22 protein-coding genes, 1 pseudogene and 2 riboswitches are annotated in these 24166 nt (G+C 72.6%); of the genes and pseudogenes, 9 read left to right on the forward strand and 14 right to left on the reverse strand.

Going from position 1 to position 24166, the window contains the following annotated elements; genetic code table 11:
• Positions 1-12: 12 nt before the first annotated feature.
• Positions 13-462, reverse strand: a complete 450-nt coding sequence (locus tag D452_RS0121190; protein WP_017546148.1) for a MarR family winged helix-turn-helix transcriptional regulator — start codon at positions 460-462, stop codon at positions 13-15.
• Between the two features lie 183 nt (positions 463-645).
• Between D452_RS0121190 and D452_RS0121195 the strand changes: the two genes are divergently transcribed.
• The 4 genes from D452_RS0121195 (at position 646) to D452_RS0121210 (ending at position 5710) form a co-directional block, all read left to right on the forward strand.
• On the forward strand, positions 646-1188 hold the full coding sequence (locus tag D452_RS0121195; protein ID WP_017546149.1) for a YceI family protein: 543 nt from the start codon (positions 646-648) through the stop codon (positions 1186-1188).
• Between the two features lie 138 nt (positions 1189-1326).
• On the forward strand, positions 1327-1674 hold the full coding sequence (locus D452_RS0121200) for a DUF2470 domain-containing protein (RefSeq protein WP_017546150.1): 348 nt from the start codon (positions 1327-1329) through the stop codon (positions 1672-1674).
• A gap of 239 nt (positions 1675-1913) precedes the next feature.
• Entirely contained in the window at positions 1914-4676 is a 2763-nt protein-coding gene (locus D452_RS0121205) for a serine/threonine-protein kinase (protein WP_026129528.1), read from the forward strand.
• Positions 4677-4720: 44 nt separating this feature from the next.
• A complete protein-coding gene (locus tag D452_RS0121210) occupies positions 4721-5710 on the forward strand; it encodes an aldose 1-epimerase family protein (protein ID WP_017546151.1) in 990 nt (329 codons plus the stop codon).
• Between the two features lie 197 nt (positions 5711-5907).
• Here the strand turns inward: D452_RS0121210 and D452_RS0121215 are convergent, their stop codons facing one another.
• The 8 genes and pseudogenes from D452_RS0121215 to rpe all read right to left on the reverse strand — a co-directional run bounded on the left by D452_RS0121215 (position 5908) and on the right by rpe (position 13224).
• The gene (locus D452_RS0121215; RefSeq protein ID WP_017546152.1) at positions 5908-6480 is read right to left on the reverse strand and encodes a nucleotidyltransferase family protein; all 573 of its coding nucleotides are present in this window, start codon (positions 6478-6480) and stop codon (positions 5908-5910) included.
• A 164-nt stretch (positions 6481-6644) separates the two neighbouring features.
• Positions 6645-7795, reverse strand: a pseudogene (locus D452_RS28750) (XdhC family protein).
• 133 nt (positions 7796-7928) lie between these two features.
• Positions 7929-8402 (reverse strand): PH domain-containing protein, encoded by a 474-nt coding sequence (locus D452_RS0121225; protein ID WP_017546154.1) that lies wholly within the window; start codon positions 8400-8402, stop codon positions 7929-7931.
• A gap of 108 nt (positions 8403-8510) precedes the next feature.
• Positions 8511-8984, reverse strand: a complete 474-nt coding sequence (ribH, locus tag D452_RS0121230; RefSeq protein ID WP_017546155.1) for a 6,7-dimethyl-8-ribityllumazine synthase — start codon at positions 8982-8984, stop codon at positions 8511-8513.
• Between the two features lie 55 nt (positions 8985-9039).
• On the reverse strand, positions 9040-10326 hold the full coding sequence (locus D452_RS0121235) for a bifunctional 3,4-dihydroxy-2-butanone-4-phosphate synthase/GTP cyclohydrolase II (RefSeq protein ID WP_017546156.1): 1287 nt from the start codon (positions 10324-10326) through the stop codon (positions 9040-9042).
• A gap of 56 nt (positions 10327-10382) precedes the next feature.
• Positions 10383-11027 carry a riboflavin synthase gene (locus D452_RS0121240; protein ID WP_017546157.1) on the reverse strand — a complete coding sequence of 215 codons (645 nt, stop codon included), beginning with the start codon at positions 11025-11027 and terminating at the stop codon, positions 10383-10385.
• A 117-nt stretch (positions 11028-11144) separates the two neighbouring features.
• A riboswitch (FMN riboswitch) is annotated at positions 11145-11275 on the reverse strand.
• 67 nt (positions 11276-11342) lie between these two features.
• A complete protein-coding gene (locus tag D452_RS0121245) occupies positions 11343-12359 on the reverse strand; it encodes a phosphatase PAP2 family protein (protein ID WP_040694524.1) in 1017 nt (338 codons plus the stop codon).
• Between the two features lie 196 nt (positions 12360-12555).
• Positions 12556-13224 carry a ribulose-phosphate 3-epimerase gene (rpe, locus tag D452_RS0121250; protein WP_017546159.1) on the reverse strand — a complete coding sequence of 223 codons (669 nt, stop codon included), beginning with the start codon at positions 13222-13224 and terminating at the stop codon, positions 12556-12558.
• A 68-nt stretch (positions 13225-13292) separates the two neighbouring features.
• On the opposite strand from rpe, the gene D452_RS0121255 reads away from it, so the two are divergent.
• Positions 13293-13679, forward strand: a complete 387-nt coding sequence (locus D452_RS0121255; RefSeq protein ID WP_017546160.1) for a hypothetical protein — start codon at positions 13293-13295, stop codon at positions 13677-13679.
• Between the two features lie 81 nt (positions 13680-13760).
• Here the strand turns inward: D452_RS0121255 and D452_RS0121260 are convergent, their stop codons facing one another.
• Together D452_RS0121260 and fmt are read right to left on the reverse strand one after the other, a co-directional pair.
• Positions 13761-15224 carry an RsmB/NOP family class I SAM-dependent RNA methyltransferase gene (locus D452_RS0121260; protein WP_026129530.1) on the reverse strand — a complete coding sequence of 488 codons (1464 nt, stop codon included), beginning with the start codon at positions 15222-15224 and terminating at the stop codon, positions 13761-13763.
• A 76-nt stretch (positions 15225-15300) separates the two neighbouring features.
• Positions 15301-16236 carry a methionyl-tRNA formyltransferase gene (gene fmt, locus D452_RS0121265; protein WP_026129531.1) on the reverse strand — a complete coding sequence of 312 codons (936 nt, stop codon included), beginning with the start codon at positions 16234-16236 and terminating at the stop codon, positions 15301-15303.
• A gap of 109 nt (positions 16237-16345) precedes the next feature.
• Between fmt and D452_RS0121270 the strand changes: the two genes are divergently transcribed.
• Positions 16346-18427, forward strand: coding sequence for a primosomal protein N' (locus tag D452_RS0121270; RefSeq protein WP_017546163.1), 2082 nt, complete (start codon positions 16346-16348; stop codon positions 18425-18427).
• Here the strand turns inward: D452_RS0121270 and D452_RS0121275 are convergent.
• The 3 genes from D452_RS0121275 to D452_RS0121285 all read right to left on the reverse strand — a co-directional run bounded on the left by D452_RS0121275 (position 18424) and on the right by D452_RS0121285 (position 21615).
• A complete protein-coding gene (locus D452_RS0121275) occupies positions 18424-18993 on the reverse strand; it encodes a DinB family protein (RefSeq protein WP_017546164.1) in 570 nt (189 codons plus the stop codon). The genes D452_RS0121270 and D452_RS0121275 overlap by 4 nt on opposite strands.
• On the reverse strand, positions 18984-19706 hold the full coding sequence (locus D452_RS0121280) for an SAM-dependent methyltransferase (RefSeq protein WP_193374265.1): 723 nt from the start codon (positions 19704-19706) through the stop codon (positions 18984-18986). The genes D452_RS0121275 and D452_RS0121280 overlap by 10 nt, the downstream gene beginning before the upstream one ends.
• 520 nt (positions 19707-20226) lie before the next feature.
• The gene (locus D452_RS0121285; protein ID WP_017546166.1) at positions 20227-21615 is read right to left on the reverse strand and encodes an aminotransferase class V-fold PLP-dependent enzyme; all 1389 of its coding nucleotides are present in this window, start codon (positions 21613-21615) and stop codon (positions 20227-20229) included.
• A 62-nt stretch (positions 21616-21677) separates the two neighbouring features.
• A riboswitch (SAM riboswitch) is annotated at positions 21678-21792 on the reverse strand.
• 215 nt (positions 21793-22007) lie between these two features.
• On the opposite strand from D452_RS0121285, the gene D452_RS0121290 reads away from it, so the two are divergent.
• The 3 genes from D452_RS0121290 to D452_RS0121300 form a co-directional block, all read left to right on the forward strand.
• Positions 22008-22409 (forward strand): DUF3870 domain-containing protein, encoded by a 402-nt coding sequence (locus D452_RS0121290; RefSeq protein ID WP_026129533.1) that lies wholly within the window; start codon positions 22008-22010, stop codon positions 22407-22409.
• Positions 22410-22415: 6 nt separating this feature from the next.
• Positions 22416-23702, forward strand: a complete 1287-nt coding sequence (locus D452_RS0121295) for a CaiB/BaiF CoA transferase family protein (RefSeq protein WP_017546168.1) — start codon at positions 22416-22418, stop codon at positions 23700-23702.
• Between the two features lie 61 nt (positions 23703-23763).
• A partial coding sequence (locus D452_RS0121300; protein ID WP_026129534.1) for an acyl-CoA dehydrogenase family protein occupies positions 23764-24166 on the forward strand: 403 nt, incomplete at its 3' end.

Consider the following 24166-nt stretch of genomic DNA (forward strand, 5'->3'; position numbering starts at 1 on the left):
AGTCCGCGCGGATCAGGGTCGGGCGCCGCCGAGCGTGTCGACGATCTCCCGGAGCTGGTCGACCTGTTCGGGGGTGAGCCGGTCGAACATCAGCGAGCGCACCCGGGTGGCGTGGCCCGGTGCTGCCCGGTGAAGGGCCGCGGTGCCGTCGTCGGTGAGGACCGCCCACAGTCCACGCCGGTCGTCCTCGCAGTTCTCCCGCCGCACGTGTCCGTCGCGTTCGAGGCGGGCGATCTGGTGGGACAGGCGGCTCTTGGAGACGATCACGGTCTCGGCGAGGTCGCGCATCCGCATGCGCTGTTCGGGGGCTTCGGAGAGGTGGGCGAGGATGCCGTACTCGATGAGGGAGAGGCCGTCCCGGTCGCGCAGGTCGTGTTCGAGTTCGTCGTAGATCCACGCGTTCATCCGCAGGAACCCGCGCCAGACGTCCTGTTCGTCGGGTTCGAGCCATGCCTTCTCCATGGGCGTGATTCTAGCCCGGTGGATCGGGTGGCGGTGGCGGAGCGGCGAAGCCCTTGCACCCTCGAGGACGAACACCTAATCTACTTCCAAGGAAGATACTTCTAAGGTACTTTGTTGTCAGACAAAGAACCAGCCAGTGGGTCGACCCGGCACCCGGGCCGCCCGAACACAGGGAGAGACACCATGGCCGATCAGGAACTCAAGCCCGGCACCTGGAAGATCGACACCGCCCACAGCATCGTCGGCTTCTCCGTCCGCCACATGATGGTGAGCAAGGTCCGTGGCCGCTTCGAGAAGTTCGACGCCACGCTGACCGTTCCCGAGGACCCCACCCAGTCCTCCGTCGAGGCCACCATCGACGCCAGCTCGATCAACACCGACAACGCCGACCGTGACAACCACATCCGGTCCAACGACTTCTTCGAGGCCGACAACCACCCCGCGTTCAGCTTCCGCTCCACCGGGCTGGAGGCCAGGGGCGAGGACTTCGTCCTCAAGGGCGACCTGACCATCAAGAAGAACACCCACCCGGTCGAGCTGGCCCTGGAGTTCAACGGCTCCACCGTCGACCCCTACGGCCTGGACCGCGCCGGTTTCGCCGCCTCCACCACCATCAGCCGCAAGAAGTTCGGCGTCGACATCGAGATGCCGATGGAGAGCGGCGGCGTGGTCGTCGGCGACAAGATCTCCATCGAGATCGACGCCGAGTTCACCCGCCAGGCCTGAGCCACTCCGGCTCCGGCGGGCACGACGACACGGTCCGGCGCCACCGCCCCGAGTTTTGACGACACTCCGTCAGTAACCCGGCGGGGCCTCGGATATCGTCGACGGGGGAGGGTCCACACGGACCCTCCCCCGTTCCGTATGTCCGGCAGCGCCCCACAGACCGCAGGAGAGACCACCGTGCCGTCCCAACCCTTCGCCCCCGAGGTCGTCACCGCCGTCACCGCCCACATGAACGGCGACCACCCCGAGGACACCCTGCTCATCTGCCGCGCCCTGGGCGACCGACCCGACGCGACCGCCGCCCGGATGACCGGCCTGGACGGTGAGGGCGGCGACTACGCGGTCACCGTGGACGGAACCGAGGAGGACGTGCGTATCCCCTGGGCCGCCCCGCTCACCGAACGCGCGCAGATCCGCGTCGAGGTGGTCCGCATGTACCAGGAGGCCTGCGCCGCTCTCGGAATCACCCCGCGCGGCGAGCACTGACCCCCGCCCGTCATCGCAGGAGGGTCCGGTGACGAAGGGTCACGAAAACCGGAACCCGAACGGCCTTTGAGGAGTCCCATCCGGTGACGGGGGAAGACCGTTCACGGGTCCGGAACGAGGCGGCTCCACCTCTCCGACCGGATCCGGGAACGACCTAACCTGGAGGGGTCCGCCCCGCCACGGAGATCCCCCCGGACACCCGCAGACGACCGCCTATCCGAAGGATGGCTCCGGCCTCGATGGTCACGCCCGACCCCGGTGACGAGAACGCACCCACCCAGCGGATCGACCCGACGACACCCACCACGCGAGCCAACCCGGCGGTGGGAGCCACGCGCTGGGTCACACGCGTGTTCCGCCCAGGCGCCGCGCCGCCACCCGAGCCGGGAGGCGCGTACCCGGGGCCGCCCCCCGCCCCGGACGACGGGCCCACCCGCGTGGTCCCCCCGGGCGCGCCGAACGGAACGGACCGCACCACCGTCCTGCCCGGCGACGCCGCCCTGGGCTCCGCGCCCGCCGACGGCACCCGGGTCCAGGCGCCAGCCGCCGCCACCGGGCGCCCGGGCACGAACCGACCCGCCGTCGTCGCGTCCCAGCCCTCCGGAGGCCGGACCCCGTGGTGGCGGGCACTCCTCGGGCCCCTCCTCGACTGGATGGCCCGTCTGGTCTCCCGCGTGGTCGTGGGCCCCGCGGGCGACCTCGACTACGCCGTGCCCGCCGAACTCCGCCGCCGCTACCAGGTCCTGGACCACATCGGCGCGGGCGGCGAGGCCGTCGTCTACCTCGCCGAACCCACCGACTCCCCCGGGCGCCAGCTGGCCCTGAAGGTGTACCGGCCCGGTCACGACATCAACCGCGAACTCCTGGACCGTCTGCGCGCGCGGGGCACCGCCTCTCCGCACACGCCCGCCATCCAGGGCTACGGGACCGCCGCCAGCTCCTGGGGCGAGGACCTGGCCTGGGAGGCCCAGGAGTACTTCTCCCTGGGCACCCTGCGCGAGGTCATCAACCAGTCCCCCATGGACGACGAGGGCGCCCGGGCCGTGGTCCGCGCCGTCGCCGACTGCCTGCACCACTGGCAGAGCGAGCTCCAGCACAACCACACCGACGTCAAGCCCGAGAACCTGCTGGTCCGCTCACTGGACCCGCCGGTGGTGGCACTCACCGACTTCGGCGGGGCAGTCCGCGCCACCATGAGCCGCGTCTACGGCGGCCAGGCCGTCACCGAGGCCTACGCCTCCCCCGAGGTGGTGGAGGGCCGCCGTGAGGCACCGGCCGCCTGGTGGTCGCTGGGCGTCATGGTGCACGAGCTCACCACCGGGCGCCGCCCCGACCGCGGCGGGAACTGGCTGACCGCCCGCAACACCGAGGTGGACATCTCCGCCATCACCGACGAGCGCTGGCGCCTGCTCGCCCGGGGCCTGCTCACCCTGGCCCCCTCCACCCGGTGGGGGTACGACGAGGTCGCGGCGTGGCTGGCCGGGGAGCGCCCGCCGATCCGCACCGCGAGCCGCCGGCGCCCCATCAACTTCGCCGGGACCTCCCACGAGGACCCGCCCAGCCTCGCCTTCGACCTGCTCGACCGCTCCGACACCGGCGCGATGTGGCTGCGCAGCCACTGGTCCGAGCTGCGCACCTGGCTGGACCGCGAGGTCAACGACTACACCTTCGACCGCGCCTACCTCACCGGTCTGGAGGCCCGCCCCGACCTCGCGCACGTGGCTATCAGCGCCCTGGCCGCCCGCTACGTGCCCGGCATGCCGCCGCGCTTCCGGGGGCACGAGATCAGCGCGGACGGGCTGCTGGCCCTGGCCGCGGGCGACGCCAGCCGCCACTCCGTGGTCCGCGAGACCGTGGAGTCGGGCGTGGTGGGACTGGGCGCCCAGCACTGGTGTCCGCACCCCGAGTGCCGCTCGGGCGGATCGGGCCGCTGCGCCCTGCTGGAGCGGGTCCAGCACGAGGTCCCGCTGCTGATGGCGCGGGTCAACGAGACCCTGGAGCGGGTGGTGGACGCGCGCCCCGACTCGACCCGGAACCCGGACGCGCCACGGCCGCCCGCCTCCCACGAGATCGACTCCACGTGGGCGCGCGCGGTGGAGCTGGTGCTGTCGCCCGACACCGCCGCGCAGCACCGGTCCCTGCTGCGTCGCCAGTCCTGGCACCCGCAGCAGCGCAGCTCCGCACCGAACGCGCCGTGGTGGTCAGAGCAGCGCAAGGCGGCGCTGCGTGACGGCGGCGACCAGCTGGCCAGCCGGAGCGCCGTCCTGGCCTCCCTCCTCCTGCTGCCGGAGGCCGCACGGGTCGGCGGTTCGATCGCCGAGCGCGAGCGCGCCGACGGACGGGCCCGCCGCCAGGACCGCTGGGCCTCCCTGGGCGGATCGGCACGGGCACGCTGGGAGGGGGCACAGGAGAAGGTGGCCACCGCCCGCCAGCGTCGAGCGGTCGCTGCCACCCGGCCGGACCACCCGGCACTGCCCGGTGACCCCACCCGCCCGCAGGAGCCCGCGACCGCCAAGGAGAAACGTCGGCAGGACCGGGCGGCCCGGCGGGTCGACCGGACGATGGGCCAGATCCAGCGCGCGATGAAGGCTGGCCGGTGCCGCCGGTTCGCCTACCCGGCCGCCCTGCTGGGCCTGGTGGACGGTCTCGGCCGGGCCGTGCGCCCCGGGGAGGGTTTCTTCCCCGAGAGCGCGTTCGTGACCGACGCCTACACGGGTCTGCTGGACTTCAGCGACAACCCCCTGACCGAGGGGGCCGCGGCGCTGACCGGCCTGCTGCCCGGCGGGATCGGCGCGGCCTGGTGGTTCCCGGTCCTGTTGTCGATCGCCCTGTTCGTGCTGGGCCGCACGGCGGCGAAGTCCACCCTCAAGGCCCGTCGCAGGCTGGGCGCCTTCCGCCTGGCCGTGGCGGGATCGTTGGTCATGCTCGTGGTGCTGTTCTCCACGGGGCTGCTGGCCCTGGGGTCCGGTGTGCTCATCCCCCTGGACGGCCTGCTGGGCTGAGGTCCCCGGCGGGCCGACACCCCGGGTGAGGCGTCGGACACGCTATGATCTCCCGGTTCGGCGGTGTGCCGGACCACGGGGAGAAGGGTGAACGGGTGGCTGAGGTGTTCGAGCTGCGCGCCGGGGAGTACCGGGCGCGCGTCGACCGTACCGGGGCCGGGTTGCAGGCGCTCTCCTGGCGGGGACACGACCTGGTCTGGCCCTACACCCGCCAGTCGGGTCCCATCGCCTCCCAGGGGCAGCTGCTGGCGCCCTGGCCCAACCGGGTGGCCTCGGCCCGCTACACCTTCCAGGGCACCGAGTACCGGCTGGACGTCAACGACCCGGAGACCGGTTCCGCGATCCACGGCCTGGTCAGCGAGGTGGCGTGGTCCACCCAGGAGCGTTCCGAGGAGGACGTGACCCTGCGTCTGGACTTCCCCGGCACTCCCGGATACCCGTTCCCGCTGGAACTGACCGCCGCCTACCGCCTGACCGCCGACGCCTCGGCGGCGCACGGGCTCACGGTCACCGTCACGGCGCGCAACACCGGGGACTCGGACGCCCCGTACGGCCTGGGCTTCCACCCCTACCTCACCCTGGGCGCGCCCTTCCGGGACCTGGTGGAGCGGGGCGAGGTGCGGCTGGAGGCCACCGCCGGGAGCCGTCAGCCCGCTGACGCCACGCTGGTGCCCGTGGGCGACCCGGTACCGGTGTCCGGAACCGAGTACGACCTGCGCCCGCCCGGCCGGAACCCGGGCACGACGCAGCTGGACACCGCCTTCACCGACCTCGACCGCGACAGTGACGGGCGCGCCTGGGTGCGGCTGAGCGGACCCGACCACCGGGTGTGCCTGTGGGCGGGCCGGGGCTACGGGTGGCTCCAGCTGTTCAGCTCCGACTCCCTCGGCGGCGACCTCCACCGGGCCCACCTGGCGGCCGAACCCATGACCTGCCCGCCCGACGCCCTCAACAGCGGCACCGACCTGATCGTCCTGGCCCCTGGTGAGAGCGTGGAGCACACGTTCGGCATCCTCGCCGAGTCGCTGGGCTGATCAGTCCGCGGTCCGGGCCACCACGGCGAACTGCCCCGAGGCGGGATCGTGCGGTGCCCCCGTCAGGTTCGCCGTGGACCTCGTCCACAGCGAACCGTTTCTGAGCTGGGTCGGCCGTGAGCGTGTCCGGTGTGACCCCAGTGGACCCCGTCGTGGAACACCCGCGCACCGTCCGCGGACGATGCCGTAGCGGGCCCTCACACTCCCCCGAGCGCCTCCGTGAGTCGGGCCAGGTCCTCCTCGGTGTCGATGTCCTCGGGGCTGGCGACGTCGTCGCAGACCACCGCGGTGACCAGGTGGGAGTAGGCCCGCAGGAAGGGGCGGGCGCCCACGTCCTGCTCGGCCATCGAGTAGACCGTGGACCAGTGCTCGCGGCCCAGCAGGACGGGGTTGCGGGGATTGCCGTGATAGGTGGCCACAGCGGCCCGGGCGCCCTGGCCGTAGGCCTCGACCAGACGCCGGACCGCCTCGGGAGTGACCAGGGGCTGGTCGGCCAGGGCCACCAGCAGGGCGTCGACGGTGTCGGGCATCGCGTCGATCCCGGCGCGGACCGAGGATCCCATCCCCGTGGGCCAGTCGGGGTTGTGCACGGTCACCGCGCCGGACACGGTGGTGTCGACGGCGCCCAGAACCACCAGGACCGGGGTGCATCCGCCCTCGGTGAGGGTGCGTGTGCCACGGTCCACGAGGCGTTCGCCCGCGAGTTCGACCAGGGCCTTGGGGCGGCCGAGCCTGCTCCCCGAACCCGCCGCGAGCAGCAGACCGGCCACAGCACCCGAACGCATGTCTCCTCGCTCCCCCGTACCCATGACGCGATGATGCCACGGCCGGGGGCCCCGAGTGGGCCGCCTGGACCAGGTCGTGGGCACGGCTCCGCAGCCGGGTCCGGTATCACCGCCCTGAGCTGGCCCTTCACCCCCGGGTCGGTTTCGGTTCACCCCTTGGACTGGCCGAATCCGGCCGGAACCAGGGGTGTCGGTGGCGTGTCCCGGTGGATCCGTCCGCTGGTCTCGCTCAGACCCCGGCCGCTGCCGCCCCACCGGGTGCGCACCAGTTCGGCGGCGATGGACACCGCCGTCTCCTCAGGAGTGCGCGCACCCAGGTCGAGTCCGATGGGCGAGTGCAGACGCGCCAGCGCCTCCTCCTCCACACCGGCCTCGCGGAGCCTCTCCACGCGGTCCTCGTGCGTACGCCGGGAACCCATCGCGCCGATGTATCCGGCCTCGGTGGACAGCGCCCGCTTGAGCACGGGGACGTCGAACTTGGGGTCGTGGGTGAGCACGCAGATCGCGGTGCGCTGGTCGATCTCGTCGGCGATCTCGTCCAGGTACACGTGCGGCCACTTCACCACCACCTCCTCGGCGGTCGGGAACCGCTTGGCGGTGGCGAACACCGGACGGGCGTCGCACACCGTCACCCGGTAACCCAGGTAGGAGCCCAGATCCGCGACGGCCGCGGCGAAGTCGATGGCGCCGAACACCAGCATGCGGGGCGCCGGGGCGAACGACTGGACGAACACCTCCAGCTCGTCACCGCGCCGCTGGCCGTCCACGCCGTAGTGCAGCAGACCGGTGCTGCCCTGGGCCAGCATGCCGCGCACGTCGTCGTCCAGGGCGGCGGCCAGGCGCTCACCGCCCTCGCCCAGGTCGCCCTCGGCGTTCCCCGGCCACACGACGCGGCGGCGGCCCACCCGGGAGGCGTCGGAGGGATCGGCCACGACGGGGGCCACCGCCACCNNNCACCGATCACCGCGCCCAGCTGGGGGTAGGTCGCCCGGTTCACCGGTTCGACGAACACGTGCAGGGTTCCCCCGCAGGTGAGGCCGACACTGAAGGCGTCGTCGTCGTTGACGCCGTACGTGCGGCGCACGGGCACACCCGTGCGGATCGCCTCCAGGGCCTCCTCGTAGACGGCACCCTCCACGCAGCCGCCCGACACACTGCCGGCGACCTCACCGGAGGCGCTCACCAGCATGGCCGCGCCCGCGTCACGAGGCGCGCTCTTGAAGGTGTCGATCACCGTGGCCACGGCGAAGGTCTCCCCCGAGGCGTACAGCTCGGACACGCTCGCTCGGACATCTCGCACGCTGCACCTCTTCCACGACTCCCCCGGCGGGCCGCCCCGGTCCGCTCATGGGCCTTGGTATCAACCTATGTGCCCAACGCAACACGAAAGAGCCCCCGTTCCTCCAGGAAACAGGGGCTCGATTCGGTCGCGTCTACGAAAGAGGACCTTCGGGGAGGTCGGGCTCGCGGCCCTCGCCCCGGTCCAGCATGGAGCGGAACTCGGCGAGACCGCGCTGGGCGTACTCTCCGTCGGTGCTCTGGATGCCCATCACCGGCAGCGACGTGCCGTCCGACAGGTCCAGGCAGGGCCACGGCTCGCCGACCGGCATCCGGATGTCCAGGACCTCCGGCCAGGCCAGGTGGTGCGTGCGGACACCGTTGATGACGACCACCCCGCGCTCCATGGCGATCAGCCGGGGACGGCCCAGCATGTGCAGCCCGGCCGCCACCGCCAGCCCGAGCCCCACGACCAGGAAACGGTCCATCATCCGCCACTCGGCGGGCAGGATCACGGCCAGCACGACCATGGTCCCCACGATCAGCACGCCCAGGCCGTACGCGACCAGACGCACCGCACGGGGCCGCCAGGTCCTCGGCAGGGCCGCCTTGCTCGACGCCTCGTCCACAGGTAGTTCCCTCGTCCGCACCAACTGCTCCATCTCCACGCCCTCGGGCGTGCCTCACCCCGGTCACCGTCCGGCCAGGCGCGGGCGCGCGCGACCAGGAGGGTGGGATCAGCGACGCAGACCGCGCAGCGCGACCGCCGTGTCCAGGGCGGCCGAAGCGGCCTCGGCGCCCTTGTCCTCGACGCTTCCCGGGAGTCCGGCGCGGTCACGCGCCTGTTCCAGGGTGTCACACGTGAGCACACCGTTGCCCACGGGGGTGGACTCGCGCAGGGCCACCTCGGTCAGACCGTGGGTGACCGACTGGCACACGTAGTCGAAGTGCGGGGTACCGCCGCGGATGACCGCGCCCAGGGCGATCACCGCGTCGTGCCTGCGCGCCAGCTCCTGGGCGACCACCGGGATCTCCACGGCCCCGGCGACCCTCACCACGACGGGATCGGCGGCCCCTGAGGCCTTCACCACGGCGAGCGCGTTGGCGAGCATCGGCTCGACGATCGCCTCGTTCCACCGGGTGACGACGAGGCCCACCGACAGCCCCGAGGCGTCGACCTGGTGTTCGTCCGGACGTCCTGTGCCGCTCATGACCGGCCTTTCCTGGGATGGGAGTGGATGGTGAACCGGGGGGTGGAGGGTGCTTCTAGCGTGCGACGGCGGCCAGGTCGTGGCCCATGCGGTCGCGCTTGGTCAGCAGGTAGGAGAGGTTGTCGTCGGTGACGAAGGTCGGCATGGCCACCCGTTCGTTCACCCGCACCCCGTGGTGTTCCAGGCCCTCGGCCTTGGCCGGGTTGTTGGACAGCAGCCGCACCGAGGCGACCCCGAGGTCGGCGAGGATGCGCGCGCCGGCGCCGAACTCGCGCGCGTCGGCGGGCAGGCCCAGGCGCAGGTTGGCGTCGACGGTGTCCACGCCCTGGTCCTGGAGGCTGTAGGCGCGCAGCTTGTGCAGCAGGCCGATCCCCCGGCCCTCGTGACCGCCCATGTACACGATCACCCCTCGCCCCTCCTCGGCCACGGCCGCCATGGCCGCGTCGAGCTGGGCGCCGCAGTCGCAGCGGTGGGAGCCGAAGGCGTCGCCGGTCAGGCACTCCGAGTGCAGGCGGGCCAGGACGTCGTCGCCGTCGGTCAGGTCGCCGAGGACCAGGGCGACGTGCTCGGCGCCGTCCGCGGTGCCCTTGAAGCCGATCGCGCGCCACTCCCCGTACTGGTTGGGCATGCGCGTCTCCACCATGCGCGTGACCAGCGCGGGGTGGGCCTCCTCCTCGGTGAGCGTCTCGCCCAGGGCGGCGCGGTGGGCGGCGAGCTGCTCGACCGACACCAGCTTCAGGCCGTGCTCGTCGGCGAACTCGCGCAGCCGGGGCAGGCGGGCCATGGTGCCGTCGTCGTTGACCACCTCGGCGAGCACACCGGCGGGGCGCAGACCGGCCAGGCGGGCGAAGTCCACGGAGGCCTCGGTGTGGCCCCTCCGGGCCAGGACGCCGCCCGGGCGGGCGCGCAACGGCAGGATGTGGCCGGGGCGCACGAAGTCCACGGGGCCGCTCTCCTCGGAGGCCAGCAGGCGGATGGTGCGGGCGCGGTCGGCGGCGGAGATACCGGTGCTGACGCCCTCGCGGGCGTCCACCGTCACCGTGTAGGCGGTGCGCAGGCTCTCCTCGTTGCGCGCGGTCATCAGCGGCAGGTCGAGGCGGTCCAGGTCCTCTCCCTCCATGGGCACGCACACCACTCCGGAGGTGTAGCGGATCATGAAGGCCAGCAGCTCGGGGGTGGCGAGCTCGGCGGCGAAGATGATGTCGCCCTCGTTCTCGCGGTCCTCGTCGTCCACCACCACGATGGCCCTGCCCTGGGCGAACTCGGCGATGGCGTCCTCGATGCGGTCGAGGACGACGGCCTGTCCGGTGTCGGCGGCCGGGGGGGTGTCGGTGACGGTCATTCCCGCTCCTGAAGGTGCGTGGTGGGTGGTGGGTCTCGGTGGGTGGTGGCGGTGCGCTAGGCGCGGGTGCCGTCCTGCGCGCGGGCCCGGGAGACCGCGGTGATGCGCTCCACGTACTTGGCGATGACGTCCACCTCGACGTTCACGGCGGCACCGACCGCCAGGGCGCCCAGGGTGGTGGCCTCCAGGGTGGCCGGGATGAGGCTGACCTCGAAGAACTCGTCCTCGGCTCCGGGTGCGCTCACGGCGGACACGGTGAGGCTGGTGCCGTCCACCGTGATGGAACCCTTCTCGACCACGTACGGGGAGAGTTGCGGGGACAGGCCGAACCGTAGGACGTCCCACTTGTCACCCGGATCACGGGAGAGGAGCGTGGCGGTGCCGTCGACGTGGCCCTGCACGATGTGACCGCCCAGGCGACCGTCGGTGCGGGCGGCGCGTTCGAGGTTCACGGGGGCGCCGGGGGTGAGGGCGCCGAGGGACGAGCGGTCCAGGGACTCCTTCATCACGTCGGCGGTGAAGGTGCCCTCACCGCGAGCGACGACCGTCAGGCACACGCCGTTGACGGCGATGGAGTCACCGAGCCCGGCGTCGGAGCTGACCAGGGGTCCGTCCACGGTGAGCAGAGCCGCCTCACCGTTGGCCCCGGTGGGTTGGATGGAGACGACCTTGCCGAGTTCCTCGACGATTCCGGTGAACACGCCCTACGTCCCTTCGCCTGGCACGGCTCCGGGGAAAAGGGTGTGGAATCACGGGTCCACGACAGGGACGGAACACGAAACCGTCGCCAAGGTTCGGCACGGCTCGGACCCGCCCCAACGCGCACTGCCTCCCATCCGGACTTTAACCGTCGGTACCGGAATTCCACCGGTTCAACCGGTCGATGGAATCGACCGGGTCGCGGACTGTCACCGCCGGTTCGGACTTTCACCGACCCCGGAGCACGCGTTTGACTGTTGTCTAACGACTCGATGGTAACCCCTCCCCCACCCGGCGCATAGCCGGTGTGACGGGGTTCATTGCGTACCGGAGGCCGAAGTCCCCTCCCGCGAGGGCGGTTCGGGGCGGCGGGCCAGGCCGCCGCGCACGAACATCTCCGGTGCCCCGAAGGACGCCCAGAGGGCCACCGCACCGTAGACCAGGAACGACACCAGAGCCGAGGGCAGGCCCTCCAGGTCCCGGAAGAGGACCCGATCCACCACCAGGATGAGGACGACCACGGAGATCCCGAGGACAAACCGGGCGGCGCGGGCCGTGACGGTGCCCTCAGCGCTGTACCAGCCGCGCCGGTACAGCAGGGTGAAGCCGAGGACCCCGCCGAGCAGGGCGCCGCAGGTGGTGTGGAGCCCGACCAGGGTGTGCCCGGCCGGGTCGGCGGGGGTGGCGCCGATCCACTCGGTGGTCGGAACGACCCAGTCCCCGCGTACGATCGTCTGCCAGACGATCGCGACCACGCACGGCACCAGAGCGGCGACCAGCAGGTACGACACCCAGCGCACCGTGTCCAGGGAGAGCCACCAGGCCAGCACACGGTCCTCGTAGCGCAGCACCAGCCACAGAAGGCCCCCGCCCACAGCCAGTCCCACCACGACGTCACTGAAGTAGTGCGCGCCCAGGAGGACGCGGGACAGGGCCACCAGGGCGATCACCGCGACGGCCGCCCACACCAGGCCCCGGCGGCCGGACCTGGCCGCGAGATAGCCGTAGGTCACCACCGCCGCCTGGCTGTGCCCCGAGGGCATCCCGAAACTGCCGTGCTGCGCGTGTCCGGTGACGCGGGCGTCGAACCAGTAGGGCCGGGACCCGTACAGCACCGACTTGAGCAGGTTGTTGACCACCGCCGAGGCGATGACGGCCACGAAGAGCCGGGCGCCCAGGCCCGCGTGGAAGCACCAGAAGACGGTCACCAGCAGGACGATGATGACGCCCTGCGAGCCCAGGAAGGTGACGGCCCCCAGGAGGGGGGCGAGGCCTTCGGTCAGCCCCTGCAGCCAGCGGATGATCTCGCTCTCCGCCTCCCAGAGGGCGTCCATGGCCAGGTGCTCGGTGGTCCTCACGCGTACTCCACGGGTCCGCGCCTGGCAACGCGCTCACGCCGCGCCGCTCCCCCGGGGGGAAGACGGAGCCGCGACCAAGCGAAATCGACGACTACAGCGGGCAGCATAGGGCGGGCCGCCCGCGGTGGCCAGGCCCCGGGGCCCGGCGCGCCGCGATCGTTACCGGACGCGGTCAGGCGAGCGGGCTGGCCTTGCGGGCCTGGGCGCGCAGGGACTCGATGGCGCCGTCCGGGTCCTGGGCTCCGTAGACGGCGGAACCGGCCACGAACACGTCGGCTCCGGCCTCGGCGGCGCGTTCGATGGTCTCGTCGCTCACTCCGCCGTCGACCTGGAGCCACACCGAGGCGTCCCGGTTGTCGAGGAGTTCGCGGGCCCGGCGGATCTTGGGCAGCACGAGGTCCAGGAACCGCTGTCCGCCGAAGCCGGGTTCGACGGTCATGAGCAGGAGCATGTCCATCTCGCCGATCAGGTCCTCGTAGGGGTCGACCGGTTCGGCGGGGTTGAGGGCCAGTCCGGCGCGGGCGCCGTGCCTGCGGATCTCGCGCAGGGTGCGCACGGGGGCGTTGGCGGCCCCGGCGTGGATGGTGACGCTGCCCGCGCCCGCCTCGGCGTAGGCAGGGGCCCATCGGTCGGGGTCCTCGATCATCAGATGGCAGTCCAGAGGCGTGGTGGTCGCCTTGAGGAGGGACTCCACGATGGGCAGGCCCAGGGTGAGGTTCGGGACGAAGTGTCCGTCCATGACGTCGACGTGCAGCCAGTCCGCGCTGGGGACGCGTGCGGCCTCGTCGGCGAGGTGCGCGAAGTCGGCGCTGAGGATGCTGGGAGAGATCTGAATTGCCACGTCAGCAGTGTATCGGGGCGGGTTCGGGGCAGGTGTGCCTCGGGGGCACGACCGACCGAGGGGGAACCATGTTGGACGAGGACGGGCTGAGGGACTTCCTGGAGGCCTACAGCCGGGAGCTGGTGCGCGGCGACCTGGACGGGGTGGCCGCGCGGTACGGCTATCCGGCCTACGTCGCGGGGGACGTCGAGAGCATCCCCGTGGCGTCGCCCGAGGACGTCAGAGGCGCCTTCGCGGGCTCTGCGGAGGGCTACCGGGAGCGCGGGATGGTCGAGGCCGTCCCCGAGATCCTTGGGATCGAGGAGCTCACCGACCGACTCGTCTGGGCGCACGTGCGCTGGTCCTATCAGGACGCGCGCGGCGAGGAGGTGCGGGCCGAGTCCTACCGTTACCTGCTCAGGGAGGCGGGCAACTCCTGCATGATCTGCGTGGTGGTCGCGACCGGCACCGACTGAGCATCGCCTTTACGGCGTAGATTCCCCAATGTCCGAAAGACACCCCTGGGCACGGTGGCCCAGGGGTGGTGTCCCGTCCGCCTACTCCGGCTTGCGCCGGAAGAGGGCGAGGAACATGGCGTCCGTGCCGTGGACGTGCGGCCAGAACTGGGCGTACTTCCCCTCGGGGCCCGCGGCGAGGTCGGGGACCTCGTCGAGGTAGTCCGGGGCGCGCAGGAGTTCGAGGTCGTCGCGCTCGTCCAGCACCTTCCGAACGATCCCGTCGGTCTCGTCCAGGTGCGGCGAGCAGGTCACGTAGGCGACCACGCCGCCGGGGAGCGCGGACTCGACCGCCCGGGTGAGCAGGTCGTGCTGGAGCGGGGCCAACTGGGTGACGTTCTCCGGCCCCCGGCGCCAGCGGGACTCCGGGCGGCGGCGCAGGGCGCCCAGGCCGGTGCACGGCACGTCGGCAAGGACGCGGTCGAAGGAACCCGGCTTCCACGCGGGTCGGGTGCCGTCCGCGACGATGGCGCGGCCCGCGTCGCGGGGGGCGCGGCGCACGGCGTTGGCGACCAGACCGGCGCGGGCGGGCTGGAGCTCGGAGGCCACCAGGCGGGCCTCGCCCTGGCCCGCCAGGCTGGCCAGAAGCCCGGCCTTGCCCCCGGGGCCGGCGCACATGTCCAGCCACAGGCGGTCATCGCCCTTGGCGTCCACTCGGGAGAGCGCGAGGGCGACGAGCTGGCTGGCCTCGTCCTGGACAGCCGCCCGGTTCTGGCGGACCTCGCGGACGAGCCCCGGGTCGCCCTCGGGCAGGTACGCGGCGAAGGGTGAGTAGCGGCCCGGGAGCGCCCCGGACTCCTCCAGGTCGGCGACCTTCGCGCGGCCGGGCTTGGCCACGAGGGTGACCCTGGGGCGCTCGTTGTGCGCGACCAACAGCTCCTCGGTCCGGACCAGACCGTCCCTGGCCCGTTCTCCGAGGGCGCGGGCCAGCTCCTTGACCACCCACCGCGGGTGGCTCTGGACCACGGACAGGTAGCCGCTGGGGTCGCGCTCGCGGTCGGGGGCGACGATCTCGATCCACGCGTCCAGGTCGCGGGCGCTCACCTTGCGCAGGATCGCGTTGACGAACTTGCCCCGGTGCTGGCCCACCACGCGGCGGGCCAGGTCCACGGTCTCGCTGACGGCGGCGTGCGGCGGGATGTTCGTGGACAGCAGCTGGTGGGAGCCGAGCCGCAGCAGCGGAAGCACCTCGGCGTCCACCGAGGCCAGCGAGCGGTCGACGCAGGTCTCCAGGATCGCGTCGTAGGTGCCCTGACGGCGTAGCGTCCCGTAGGTGAGCTCGGTGGCCAGCGCCGCGTCCCGGCCGTGGATGCCGCGCTCACTGAGCTGGGCGGGCAGGAGGAGGTTCGCGTAGGCGTCGCGCTGCTCCACCGCGCGCAGCACGTCGTAGGCGACACGGCGGGCGGGATCGCGGGGCTGCGGCGGCCCGCTCCGGTGGCCACCGCCCTGCCTGGGCTTTCCACCCTTACGGGGACGCTGGTTCCGGGACCGGGACTGCTCGCTCAACGTGTGCTCTGCCTCAACAAGCCGGGGACGGGTGCCGACGCGCGTTCACGCACGCCAGGTCTGAGAGTACGGCAGCTCAGCGGCCGAGTCGGTCGTCATCGGTGGGACGCACGCCACGGGCCCAGTCCACGGCGGCCATCTCCTTCTTGCCCTGCGGCTGGACCCACCCGAGCTCGACGGGGTGGGTGCTGGTGCCGACGATGACGCGCTTCTTGTCCGCGTGCAGCTGGCCGGGGTCGAGTTCGGGCCGGTCGGCGTCGGTGACCGGCCGCACCGCGCCCAGCTTCAGACGCGTGCCCCGGAAGGTGGTCCAGGCGCCGGGCGCGGGCGTGCACGCGCGGGCGACCCGGTCCACGCGCTGGGCGGGCGCGGTGAAGTCGAGTTCCGCGTCCAGAGTGGTGAGCTTGCCCGCGTAGGACACGTCCGCGTCCGGCTGCGGGACCGGGCTCAGTTCCCCGGAGGCGATACCGTCCACGGTGCGCACCAGGAGCCCCGCTCCGGACACGGCGAGGCGCCCGAGGAGCTCCCCGCTGGTGTCGGTGGGGCGGACCGTCTCGGCGAGGGTGCCGTAGACCGGCCCGGCGTCCAGTTCCTTGACGATACGGAAGGTGGAGGCTCCGGTGACGTCGTCTCCGTGCAGGACGGCGTGCTGGACCGGGGCCGCGCCGCGCCACGCGGGCAGCAGGGAGAAGTGCAGGTTCACCCAGCCGTGCTTGGGTACGTCCAGCGCGGACTGCGGCAACAGGGCGCCGTAGGCCACCACCGGGCAGCAGTCGGGGGCGATCTCCGACAGGCGCGCCAGGAACTCGGGGTCCCCGGCCTTGGCGGGCTTGAGGACCTCGATGCCCTCGCTCTCGGCGAGTTCCGCGACGGGGCTGGCCGAGACCCGGCGTCCGCGACCAGCACGCGCGTCGGGCCGGGTGACCACCGCGGCGACCTCGTGTTCGGAGTCGATGAGCGCCCTGAGTGAGGGCACCGCCACCTCCGGTGTTCCGGCAAAGACAAGCTTCATGTTCGGGTCCCCCTCCGCTGCGCCTACGGATCACTGTTCTACCAGTACCCGTGGGGGCTCCCGAGCGGGAAAGGCGGTGTTGTCGGCGGGTTCTGGTAAACCAAGGGTGATGACTGAGCAGCCCGACCAGCCCGACGACGGCCTCTTCGACGTGTCGGAACTGCTGGACCCCAAGGCGCTGGCCAAGGCCAGGGCCAAGGAGGCGTCCCGCCCCGAGCCCCGGAGGCCCGCCGCGAGCCTTCCGGTGGCGCGCGTCATCGTGGACACCCCGCTCCCCCACCTGGACCGGTACTTCGACTACCAGGTCTCCGGCGACCAGGACGCGGAGGCGGTGCCCGGCTGCCGCGTGAAGGTGTGGTTCCACGGACGCCTGCTGTCGGGGCTGCTGGCGGAGCGGGTGGAGCGGTCGGACTTCGCCGGGCAGTTGCTCTACCTGGACTCCGTGGTCTCCTCCGAGCCGGTGCTGTCCCCGGAGATCCTGGAGCTGGCCCGGGCCGTGGCGGACCGGTACGCGGGCACCCTCAACGAGGTGGCCAAGCTGGCCCTTCCACCGCGCAGGGTCAGGGTGGAGCGGGAGACCCCACCGGACGAGGAGAACCAGGCGGAGCGGGAGGCCGTGGCGACGGACCCGGGTCCCTGGCGGGACTATCCGGAGGGTCCGGGGTTCGTCACGGCCCTGCGCGAGGGGCGTCCGGCCCGCGCGGTGTGGAACGCCCTGCCCGGCCCCGAGTGGGCCGACGCCGTCGCCGTGGCCGCCGGGGCCGCCCTGGAGGCCGGTCGCGGCACGGTGGTCGTGGTCCCCAACAGCCGTGACGTCCAGGCCGTGGACGCCGCTCTGACCCGTCACCTGGGCGAGGGACGGCACGCCGCGCTGCCCGCCGACCTGGGGCCGACCCCGCGCTATCGACGCTGGCTCTCGGTGCTGCACGGGCGAACCAGGGTGGTGGTGGGGTCGCGTCTGGCCCTCCTGGCTCCCGTCCACGACCTGGGTCTGGTGGTGCTGTGGGACGACGGGGACGACGTGCACGTGGACCCGCACGCGCCCTATCCGCACGCCCGGACGGTCCTGGCGATGCGCGCGCACATGTCGGGGGCGGGCGCGCTCTTCGGCGGCCACACCCGCACCACCGACACCCAGCTGCTGATCGAGTCCGGGTGGGCGCTGCCGTTGGTCGCCGACCGGGCGACCCTGCGCAGCCGTGCGCCCCTCGTCAAACCCGCCGGGGACGACCGCGAGCTGGCCCGGGACGAGGCCGCGCGAAGCGCACGGCTGCCGAGCCTGGCCCTGAAGGCCGCCAGGGACGGCGCGCGCGAGGGTCCGGTGCTCTTCCAGGTGCCGCGCCGCGGCTATCTCAACGCCCTGGCGTGCGCCGGTTGTCGCGAACCGGCCCGTTGCGGGGAGTGTCACGGGCCGCTGGCCATCCGCGAGGCGCACGCCGTGCCCTCCTGCGGGTGGTGCGGCCGGGTGGCCGGGCAGTGGGCCTGCGCCGAGTGCGGAGTGACCCGTATGCGCGCGGTGGTGGTGGGCGCCCGCCGAACCGCCGAGGAGCTGGGCCGGGCCTTCCCGTCACTGACCGTGCGCACCTCGGGCCGGGACGAGGTCCTGGCGGAGGTGCCGAACAAACCCTCGCTGGTGGTGTCCACCCCGGGGGCCGAGCCCGTGGTCCCGGACGGCGGGTACGCGGCGGCGGTTCTCCTGGACGGCTGGGCGCTGCTCAACCGGGCCGACCTGCGCGCCTCGGAGGAGGCGCTGCGCCGCTGGCTCAACGCGGCCGCGCTGGTGCGGCCGGGCGGCACCGTGGTGGTGTCGGCGGACGCGTCCCTGCCGGTGGTGCAGTCACTGGTGCGCTGGGACCCGGGCGGGTTCGCCGAGCGCGAGCTGGCCGAGCGGCGCGGGCTGGGGTTTCCCCCCGCGGTGTCGATGGCCTCGATCACCGGCGCCCCCGAGCACGTGCGCGAGCTGCTGGACCAGATCCGGCTGCCCGAGTCCGCCGAGCTGCTGGGACCGGTTCCGGTGGGTTCCGAGACCGGGGAGAACGGTGACCACGTGACCGAGCGGGCGCTGTTGCGCGTGCCGCGCTCGGCGGTGGGCGACCTCTCCCGTGCGTTGAAGGCGGCCGCCTCGGCACGCAGCGCGCGCCGGGACGAACACCTGGTGCAGGTCCGGGTGGACCCCCTGCACGTGCTCTAGGAGACCGGTGCGGACCAGGGGCCGGGACTCTCCCCGAAGCGCGCCCTGTGGAGGTCGCGCAGGAGGGCGACCTCGGCGCCGTGGTGGATGAACTCGCGGTTGAGGTGCAGGATGAGCACGACCAGCGGGAAGTCCGACCACTGGGGTGCCTCGGCGCCTCCCACCGGCTCGGCCAGAGCGTCGTCGTCGAGCTCCTGGATGTGCTCGGACCAGGTGGTGTAGGCCCTGCGCAGGCGCTGTTTGGCCTCGGCCGCGGTGGAGGGCCAGTCGATGTTGTCGCGGTTGGTGGTGCGGTCGCCGAAGTGCCAGTTGATCCGGGCCTCCAGCACGTCCACCACGATGTGCCCCAGGCGCCAGGCGATGGTGGTGACCGGCGGTGGCTCGGGCTCGGGATAGGCGCCGTCCGGGGCGTGGCGGCCGTCGGGCAGCTGGCGCACCGTCCAGCAGTCCGGGACCGGCTCCCAGTAGAACTCCGCGTCCGTCAGTCCTTCGAGCCTGGGCCACAGCGAGAAGTCCCAGTAGAACCTCATCTGGGCAAGGATCTCGCCGTTCCAGTTCAGCGCCATCGCGTCGCTCCCCTTCCTCGCCTGGGCACGCGGCCCAGTCCGCCCAGGGTTCCACACCCCGGGGCGGGCACGTCCTCGTCCGGATAGGGCCACCAGGTCAGGTCGGCGACCCCCGGTTCGACGGGGAGGAAAGGGGCGAAGGCCCGCTCCGCCGTGGGGCGGGGAGCCGTGGAGGTGAGGGCGACGTATCCGCCGCCGCGCATCATCGTGTGCAGTGTGTCGAGCCCGGCTGGCGGTTCCTGTTCGGTGCCGGGTCGGGTCATCAGTACGGCGACGGGCTCGTCGAAGTCGACGAGCCCGCTGGTGTGGAGGCGTCGGAGCACGGTGTCCGTCCCGGAGTCACCGGCACCGTCCCCGGCCAGAACCGTCGCGTTGAGCGCGGGAGCGGCCAGCACCCCCGCTGCTCCGGTCGGGGCCAGGTGCACCACGGTGGCGTCGGCGTTGGCCCGGCGGATCCGCTCTGCGGTGCCGGGCACCGGACAGCCCCAGTCCACGAACTGGCGTATCCCGGCGTCCGCGCAGAGGTAGTCGACCACGCGGCCGAGAAAGGCCTGGTGCAGACGGACCAGTTCGGTCTCGGCGGGGTCGGGCGGCGGGCAGCCGCGCGCGCTGAGGCTGACCACCGGTGATGGTTGCTCGGGCACGCGCGGGGGTTCGGTCGCTCGGAACACGGCCGTGAGGGGACCTGTCTTGGGTCCTCGGACGTCCGTCACGTTCACGCTCCCCCAGCCGGTTCGCTCGCGGGAGGCGGGCCGCGTCGTCGGTGCGGACCGGTCGGGTCCGGCGACGGCGCGCCCCACCGTCAGGGCCCGATAGTACCGTCTGGGAACGTGATCCCCAGCACACCTAAGCGTGAAATGTGACTTAGTGCGTCGAATGTGGGGTCATGCGTAACAAGGTTCCTTGAGTCCGAGGTCCCACGCCCTTCCCGAACGCCCCGGAGTCGGTGCCTCCCAGCTCCCGCACCCAGCGGACCCACAGGACGCAGACTCCCCCCGAGCACAGCCCGAAGATCACCAGGGCCCACACCAGCAACCACGTCTCCACCGAGGCCCCCACTGGCTGTGCCCGAGAGAGCCGGGCGCTACCGGATGTGGCCCGATTCGGCCAGAACGCGGTGTGGGGAGAGGTGGTGTGCCAGGGCCCGGGAAGGCGCGCGGCACCGGTGAGGGCCGACCGAACGACAGCAGGCGGCCCGGACCCCGGCCGAACCGCCCGCGCACCGCAACGGGTTCAGAGCACGTTGCGGGGGTCCGGGACCGGGGCGAGGCGGCCGTCGCAGTCGGCGTACTCCCAGAGCGGGCCCCGGGCCACGAGGTCGGCGACGGCTCCGACGAGCCGGTCCACGTGCTCCTCGGTGGTCCCCACGCCCAGGCTCGCCCGCACGGCCTGCTCGTGCCCCTCGGGCAGCAGGCGGGTGGTGAGGGGGTGGGCGCAGAACAGGCCGTCCCGCACCCCGATCCCGTACTCGGCGGAGAGCGCGGCGGCCAGGAGGTCGGCGGGCAGGCCGTCGACCACGAAGGACACGATCCCGACCCGCGCGTGCTCGGGGTCCCACAGGGACAGTTCGTGCACACCCTCGATCTCGCCCAGCCCGGCGCGCAGGCGCTCCAGGAGCGCGGCCTCGCGGATGTGCTGGAGGGAGAGAGTCTCGGTGGTGAAGGTGTCGCAGGCCGCCGCCAGTGCCACGGCTCCCAGGACGTTCGGGCTGCCCGCCTCGTGTCTGGCGGGGAGGTCGTTCCACTGGACGTCGTGTTCGGTCACCCTGCGGGTGGCTCCCCCGCCCGCGAGGTAGGGGGCTGCGGCGGAGAGCCAGTCGGCGCGGCCCGCCAGCACCCCCGAGCCGAAGGGGGCGTAGAGCTTGTGACCGGACAGCGCCACGTAGTCCGCGCCGGTCGCGGCGAGGCTGAACGGCAGGTGCGGCACGTACTGGGCGGCGTCCACCACCACGCGGGCGCCCTCGGCGTGGGCGGCCTCCACCAGCTCCTCGACCGGCCAGATCTCACCGGTGACGTTGGAGGCGGCGGTGACGCACAGCAGCCGGGGACCCTCGGGCGCCTCGGCGAGCGCGGTGCGGGCGGCGGTGACGGCCGCCTCGGGCGACGCGGGCAGCGGCAGCCGGACCACCTTCCCGGCGCGCGAGGCCGGGTGCTCCCACGGGAGGAGGCTGGCGTGGTGCTCGGACTCGAAGACCACCACGGTGCAGCCCTCGGGGACGGCGCGGGCCAGCAGGTTCACGGCGTCGGTGGTGCCGCGCACGAACACGACCGCGTCAGCGGAGCCGGACGCGTCGGCCTCCGTGCGCACGCCCAGGAACCGGGAGACGCTGCGGCGGGCGCGTTCGTAGGCGTCAGTGCTGACCTGTGAGTGGTGCCCGGCGCCCCGGTGGACGCTGGCGTAGTAGGGCAGGGCGGCGGCGAGCGCGTCGGCGACGCTGGTCAGACACGGGGCACTGGCGGCGTAGTCGAAGTTCGCGTAGTCCACGTACTCGCCGGTGACCAGCGGGGTCCCACCCTCGGCGGTGACGATCGCGCACTCGGTGCGGGCCCTGGCGTCGCGGGCCGCGTCCCTGGCGGCGGAGCGGCTGGAGCGCGTGGAGTCGAACGGGATGACAGTGGTCATGGGGCACCTCTTCTGTGGGTCGTGGGACCCACGGGGTACGCCGATGACGGCCGCGCCTCAGGGGTCCGCGCTTGTCTGACACGGTCGTGTCGGGACCTGGTCCTCACCCGGGGCACCCCACCGCGGAAGGAGGGTTGCCGACCAGCTAGCCGGGGCTTGTCGCTGGTACTCGTGACCTGTGCCGAAATGTAACACAAGCTCCCGTGGGCGCGCATCCGCGCCCGTGTGCCCCGGACCACCCCCGCCCTTGACACCGACCGTCCCGGCTGGGCCATACTGATCGGGAACTGCCCTCACGTCGCGGGTGTCCGGTTTCCCCCGGCTGCCCTTCAGACGCGAGACTCCAGTGAGTTGGAGTTTTCGCGTGCCCGCAGACAAGAGGTGCTCTTCCTTTGTACGGCGACGACCGTGTTCAGCAGCTTTTCCGCAACCCGAGGGTTGTGCTCATCTCCGGCTACGCCCGTCTTCCCGACTCGGTGGCGAGCCATTCCCAGTACCAGCGGCTCGGGGTCGTGCTCGCGGTGGACTCCGCGGACGGCCGGATCGTGGCCGCGGACACCACGCTCCTGACCGACCTCGCCAAGGACTTCTTCCGTGCCCTGGTCGAGGGCGCCTCGGTGACCGACGACATCGCGGAGATCGTCCAGCGGGTCCAGACGCGCTACGCGGGCCAGTCCGGCGCCGCGCTCACCACCGCGCTCCGCCGCTGCCTGGAGACCTACTACCAGCTGCGGGACGGCGACCAGCTGCCCTGCGGCCCCGAGGATCCCGCCAGCCTCGACGGCAAGGAGTGACCCCCCATGAGTGAGACCAGTCCCCAGCCCGATCCTGCGGACGGAACAGGGGAGGACGCCCCGCTCCCCCTCGCCGGTGTGCGGATCGCCGACCTGTCCCGCGTGCTCGCGGGCCCCTACGCCACCATGCTGCTCGCGGACATGGGCGCCGAGGTGGTGAAGGTGGAGCAGCCCGGTCGGGGCGACGACACCCGTTCCTGGGGTCCGCCCTACGCCGGGCCCACCGAGGAGCACCGGGCGGACCACTCCCCCGGCGAGGCCGCCTACTTCCTGTCCGTGAACCGGAACAAGCGGAGCCTGGCCGTGGACCTGAAGGACCCCGAGGGTCTGGCCGCCGTCCAGGAGCTGTGCGCCACCTCGGACGTGGTGATCCAGAACTTCCGGCCCGGGGTGATCGACCGGCTCGGACTGGGGTACGCGCAGGTCAGCGCGCGCAATCCGGCGGTCGTGTACTGCTCGGTGAGCGGGTTCGGCCCGGAGCACGATCCCGCCACCCGCCCCGGGTTCGACATCGTCGTGCAGGCCGAGAGCGGGCTGATGGCCACGACCGGCCCCGCCGACGGTCCGGCGAGCAAGGTGGGTGTGGCGCTCACCGACGTCCTGACCGGCCTGAACGCGGCAGTGGGCATCCTCGGCGCGCTCATGCGGGCCCGGGTGACCGGACGCGGCGAGAACATCAGCGTCTCGCTGGTCAACTCCACCCTGTCGAGCCTGGTCAACCTGGCACAGCAGGCGCTGGTCACCGGAGCCGAACCGGCGCGTGTGGGCAACGCCCACACGACCATCGTGCCCTACCAGGTGTTCCCCACCAAGGACGCGGAGGTGGTGATCGCCGCCGGGAACGACGCCCTGTACCAGCGGCTGTGCGCCGCGATCGACCGCCCCGACCTGGGCCGGGACCCCCGGTACGCCACCAACCCGGAACGGGTGGCGCACCGGGACGAACTGGTCGCGGAGCTCTCGGCGACGCTGCGGGAACGGCCGGCCGAGCACTGGATGGGGGTCCTGGTCGAGGCCGGGGTCCCGGCTGGCAGGGTCCGCGGGGTACTGGACGCGCTGCGCACCGCCGACGCCAACGGCGACGACGTCCTGCGCACGGTGGAACACCCCACGGCCGGACCGTTGGAGCAGGTGCGGGCGGGCTTTCGCATGGAGCACACCCCCGTGCCGATGACCGCCCCTCCGCTGCTCGGACAGCACTCGGAGCGGGTCCTGGCCGAGCTCGGCCTGACCCCGGACCGGATCGCGGCGCTCCTGGCCAGCGGCGCCGTCCAGCAGACCGACGTCGGCTGAGCCGGGGCCCGCGCCCCGGCACCGACCCCACACACGCAAGCACCACGAAGGGACACCCACCATGAGCGACTCCAAGCGCAGGGCCGCCGCCCCCGACCCCCTCGACTTCCTGGCCGTGGACGCCGAGCTCTCCGACACCGAGCGCGACATCCGCGACGCCGTCCGCGAGTTCTCCACCCGTGAGCTCCTGCCCAACGTCGCCGACTGGTTCGAGGCCGGAACCCTCCCGGACCCGCGCGGGCTGGCCAAGGCCTTCGGTGACCTGGGAGTGCTCGGCATGCACCTGGACGGCTACAGCTGCGGCGGCTCCAGCGCGGTCGCCTACGGCCTGGCCTGCAGGGAGCTCGAGGCGGTGGACTCCGGGCTGCGCAGCTTCGTGTCCGTGCAGGGCTCGCTGGCCATGGCCGCCATCCACAAGTTCGGTTCGGAGGAGCACAAGAACGAGTGGCTGGCGGAGAAGGGCG

It is taken from the genome of Nocardiopsis prasina DSM 43845 (genome assembly GCF_000341265.1).
Taxonomy (GTDB): domain Bacteria; phylum Actinomycetota; class Actinomycetes; order Streptosporangiales; family Streptosporangiaceae; genus Nocardiopsis; species Nocardiopsis prasina.

What these genes read in the sequence shown, in the direction of transcription:
- D452_RS0121190 (WP_017546148.1), bottom strand. Translation starts at nt 462, where the DNA reads ATGGAGAAGGCATGGCTCGAACCCGACGAACAGGACGTCTGGCGCGGG.
- D452_RS0121195 (WP_017546149.1), top strand. Translation starts at nt 646, where the DNA reads ATGGCCGATCAGGAACTCAAGCCCGGCACCTGGAAGATCGACACCGCC.
- D452_RS0121200 (WP_017546150.1), top strand. Translation starts at nt 1,327, where the DNA reads ATGTCCGGCAGCGCCCCACAGACCGCAGGAGAGACCACCGTGCCGTCC.
- D452_RS0121205 (WP_026129528.1), top strand. Translation starts at nt 1,914, where the DNA reads ATGGTCACGCCCGACCCCGGTGACGAGAACGCACCCACCCAGCGGATC.
- D452_RS0121210 (WP_017546151.1), top strand. Translation starts at nt 4,721, where the DNA reads ATGATCTCCCGGTTCGGCGGTGTGCCGGACCACGGGGAGAAGGGTGAA.
- ribH (WP_017546155.1), bottom strand. Translation starts at nt 8,984, where the DNA reads ATGAGCGGCACAGGACGTCCGGACGAACACCAGGTCGACGCCTCGGGG.
- D452_RS0121235 (WP_017546156.1), bottom strand. Translation starts at nt 10,326, where the DNA reads ATGACCGTCACCGACACCCCCCCGGCCGCCGACACCGGACAGGCCGTC.
- D452_RS0121245 (WP_040694524.1), bottom strand. Translation starts at nt 12,359, where the DNA reads ATGGACGCCCTCTGGGAGGCGGAGAGCGAGATCATCCGCTGGCTGCAG.
- D452_RS0121255 (WP_017546160.1), top strand. Translation starts at nt 13,293, where the DNA reads ATGTTGGACGAGGACGGGCTGAGGGACTTCCTGGAGGCCTACAGCCGG.
- fmt (WP_026129531.1), bottom strand. Translation starts at nt 16,236, where the DNA reads ATGAAGCTTGTCTTTGCCGGAACACCGGAGGTGGCGGTGCCCTCACTC.
- D452_RS0121270 (WP_017546163.1), top strand. Translation starts at nt 16,346, where the DNA reads ATGACTGAGCAGCCCGACCAGCCCGACGACGGCCTCTTCGACGTGTCG.
- D452_RS0121275 (WP_017546164.1), bottom strand. Translation starts at nt 18,993, where the DNA reads ATGGCGCTGAACTGGAACGGCGAGATCCTTGCCCAGATGAGGTTCTAC.
- D452_RS0121285 (WP_017546166.1), bottom strand. Translation starts at nt 21,615, where the DNA reads ATGACCACTGTCATCCCGTTCGACTCCACGCGCTCCAGCCGCTCCGCC.
- D452_RS0121295 (WP_017546168.1), top strand. Translation starts at nt 22,416, where the DNA reads ATGAGTGAGACCAGTCCCCAGCCCGATCCTGCGGACGGAACAGGGGAG.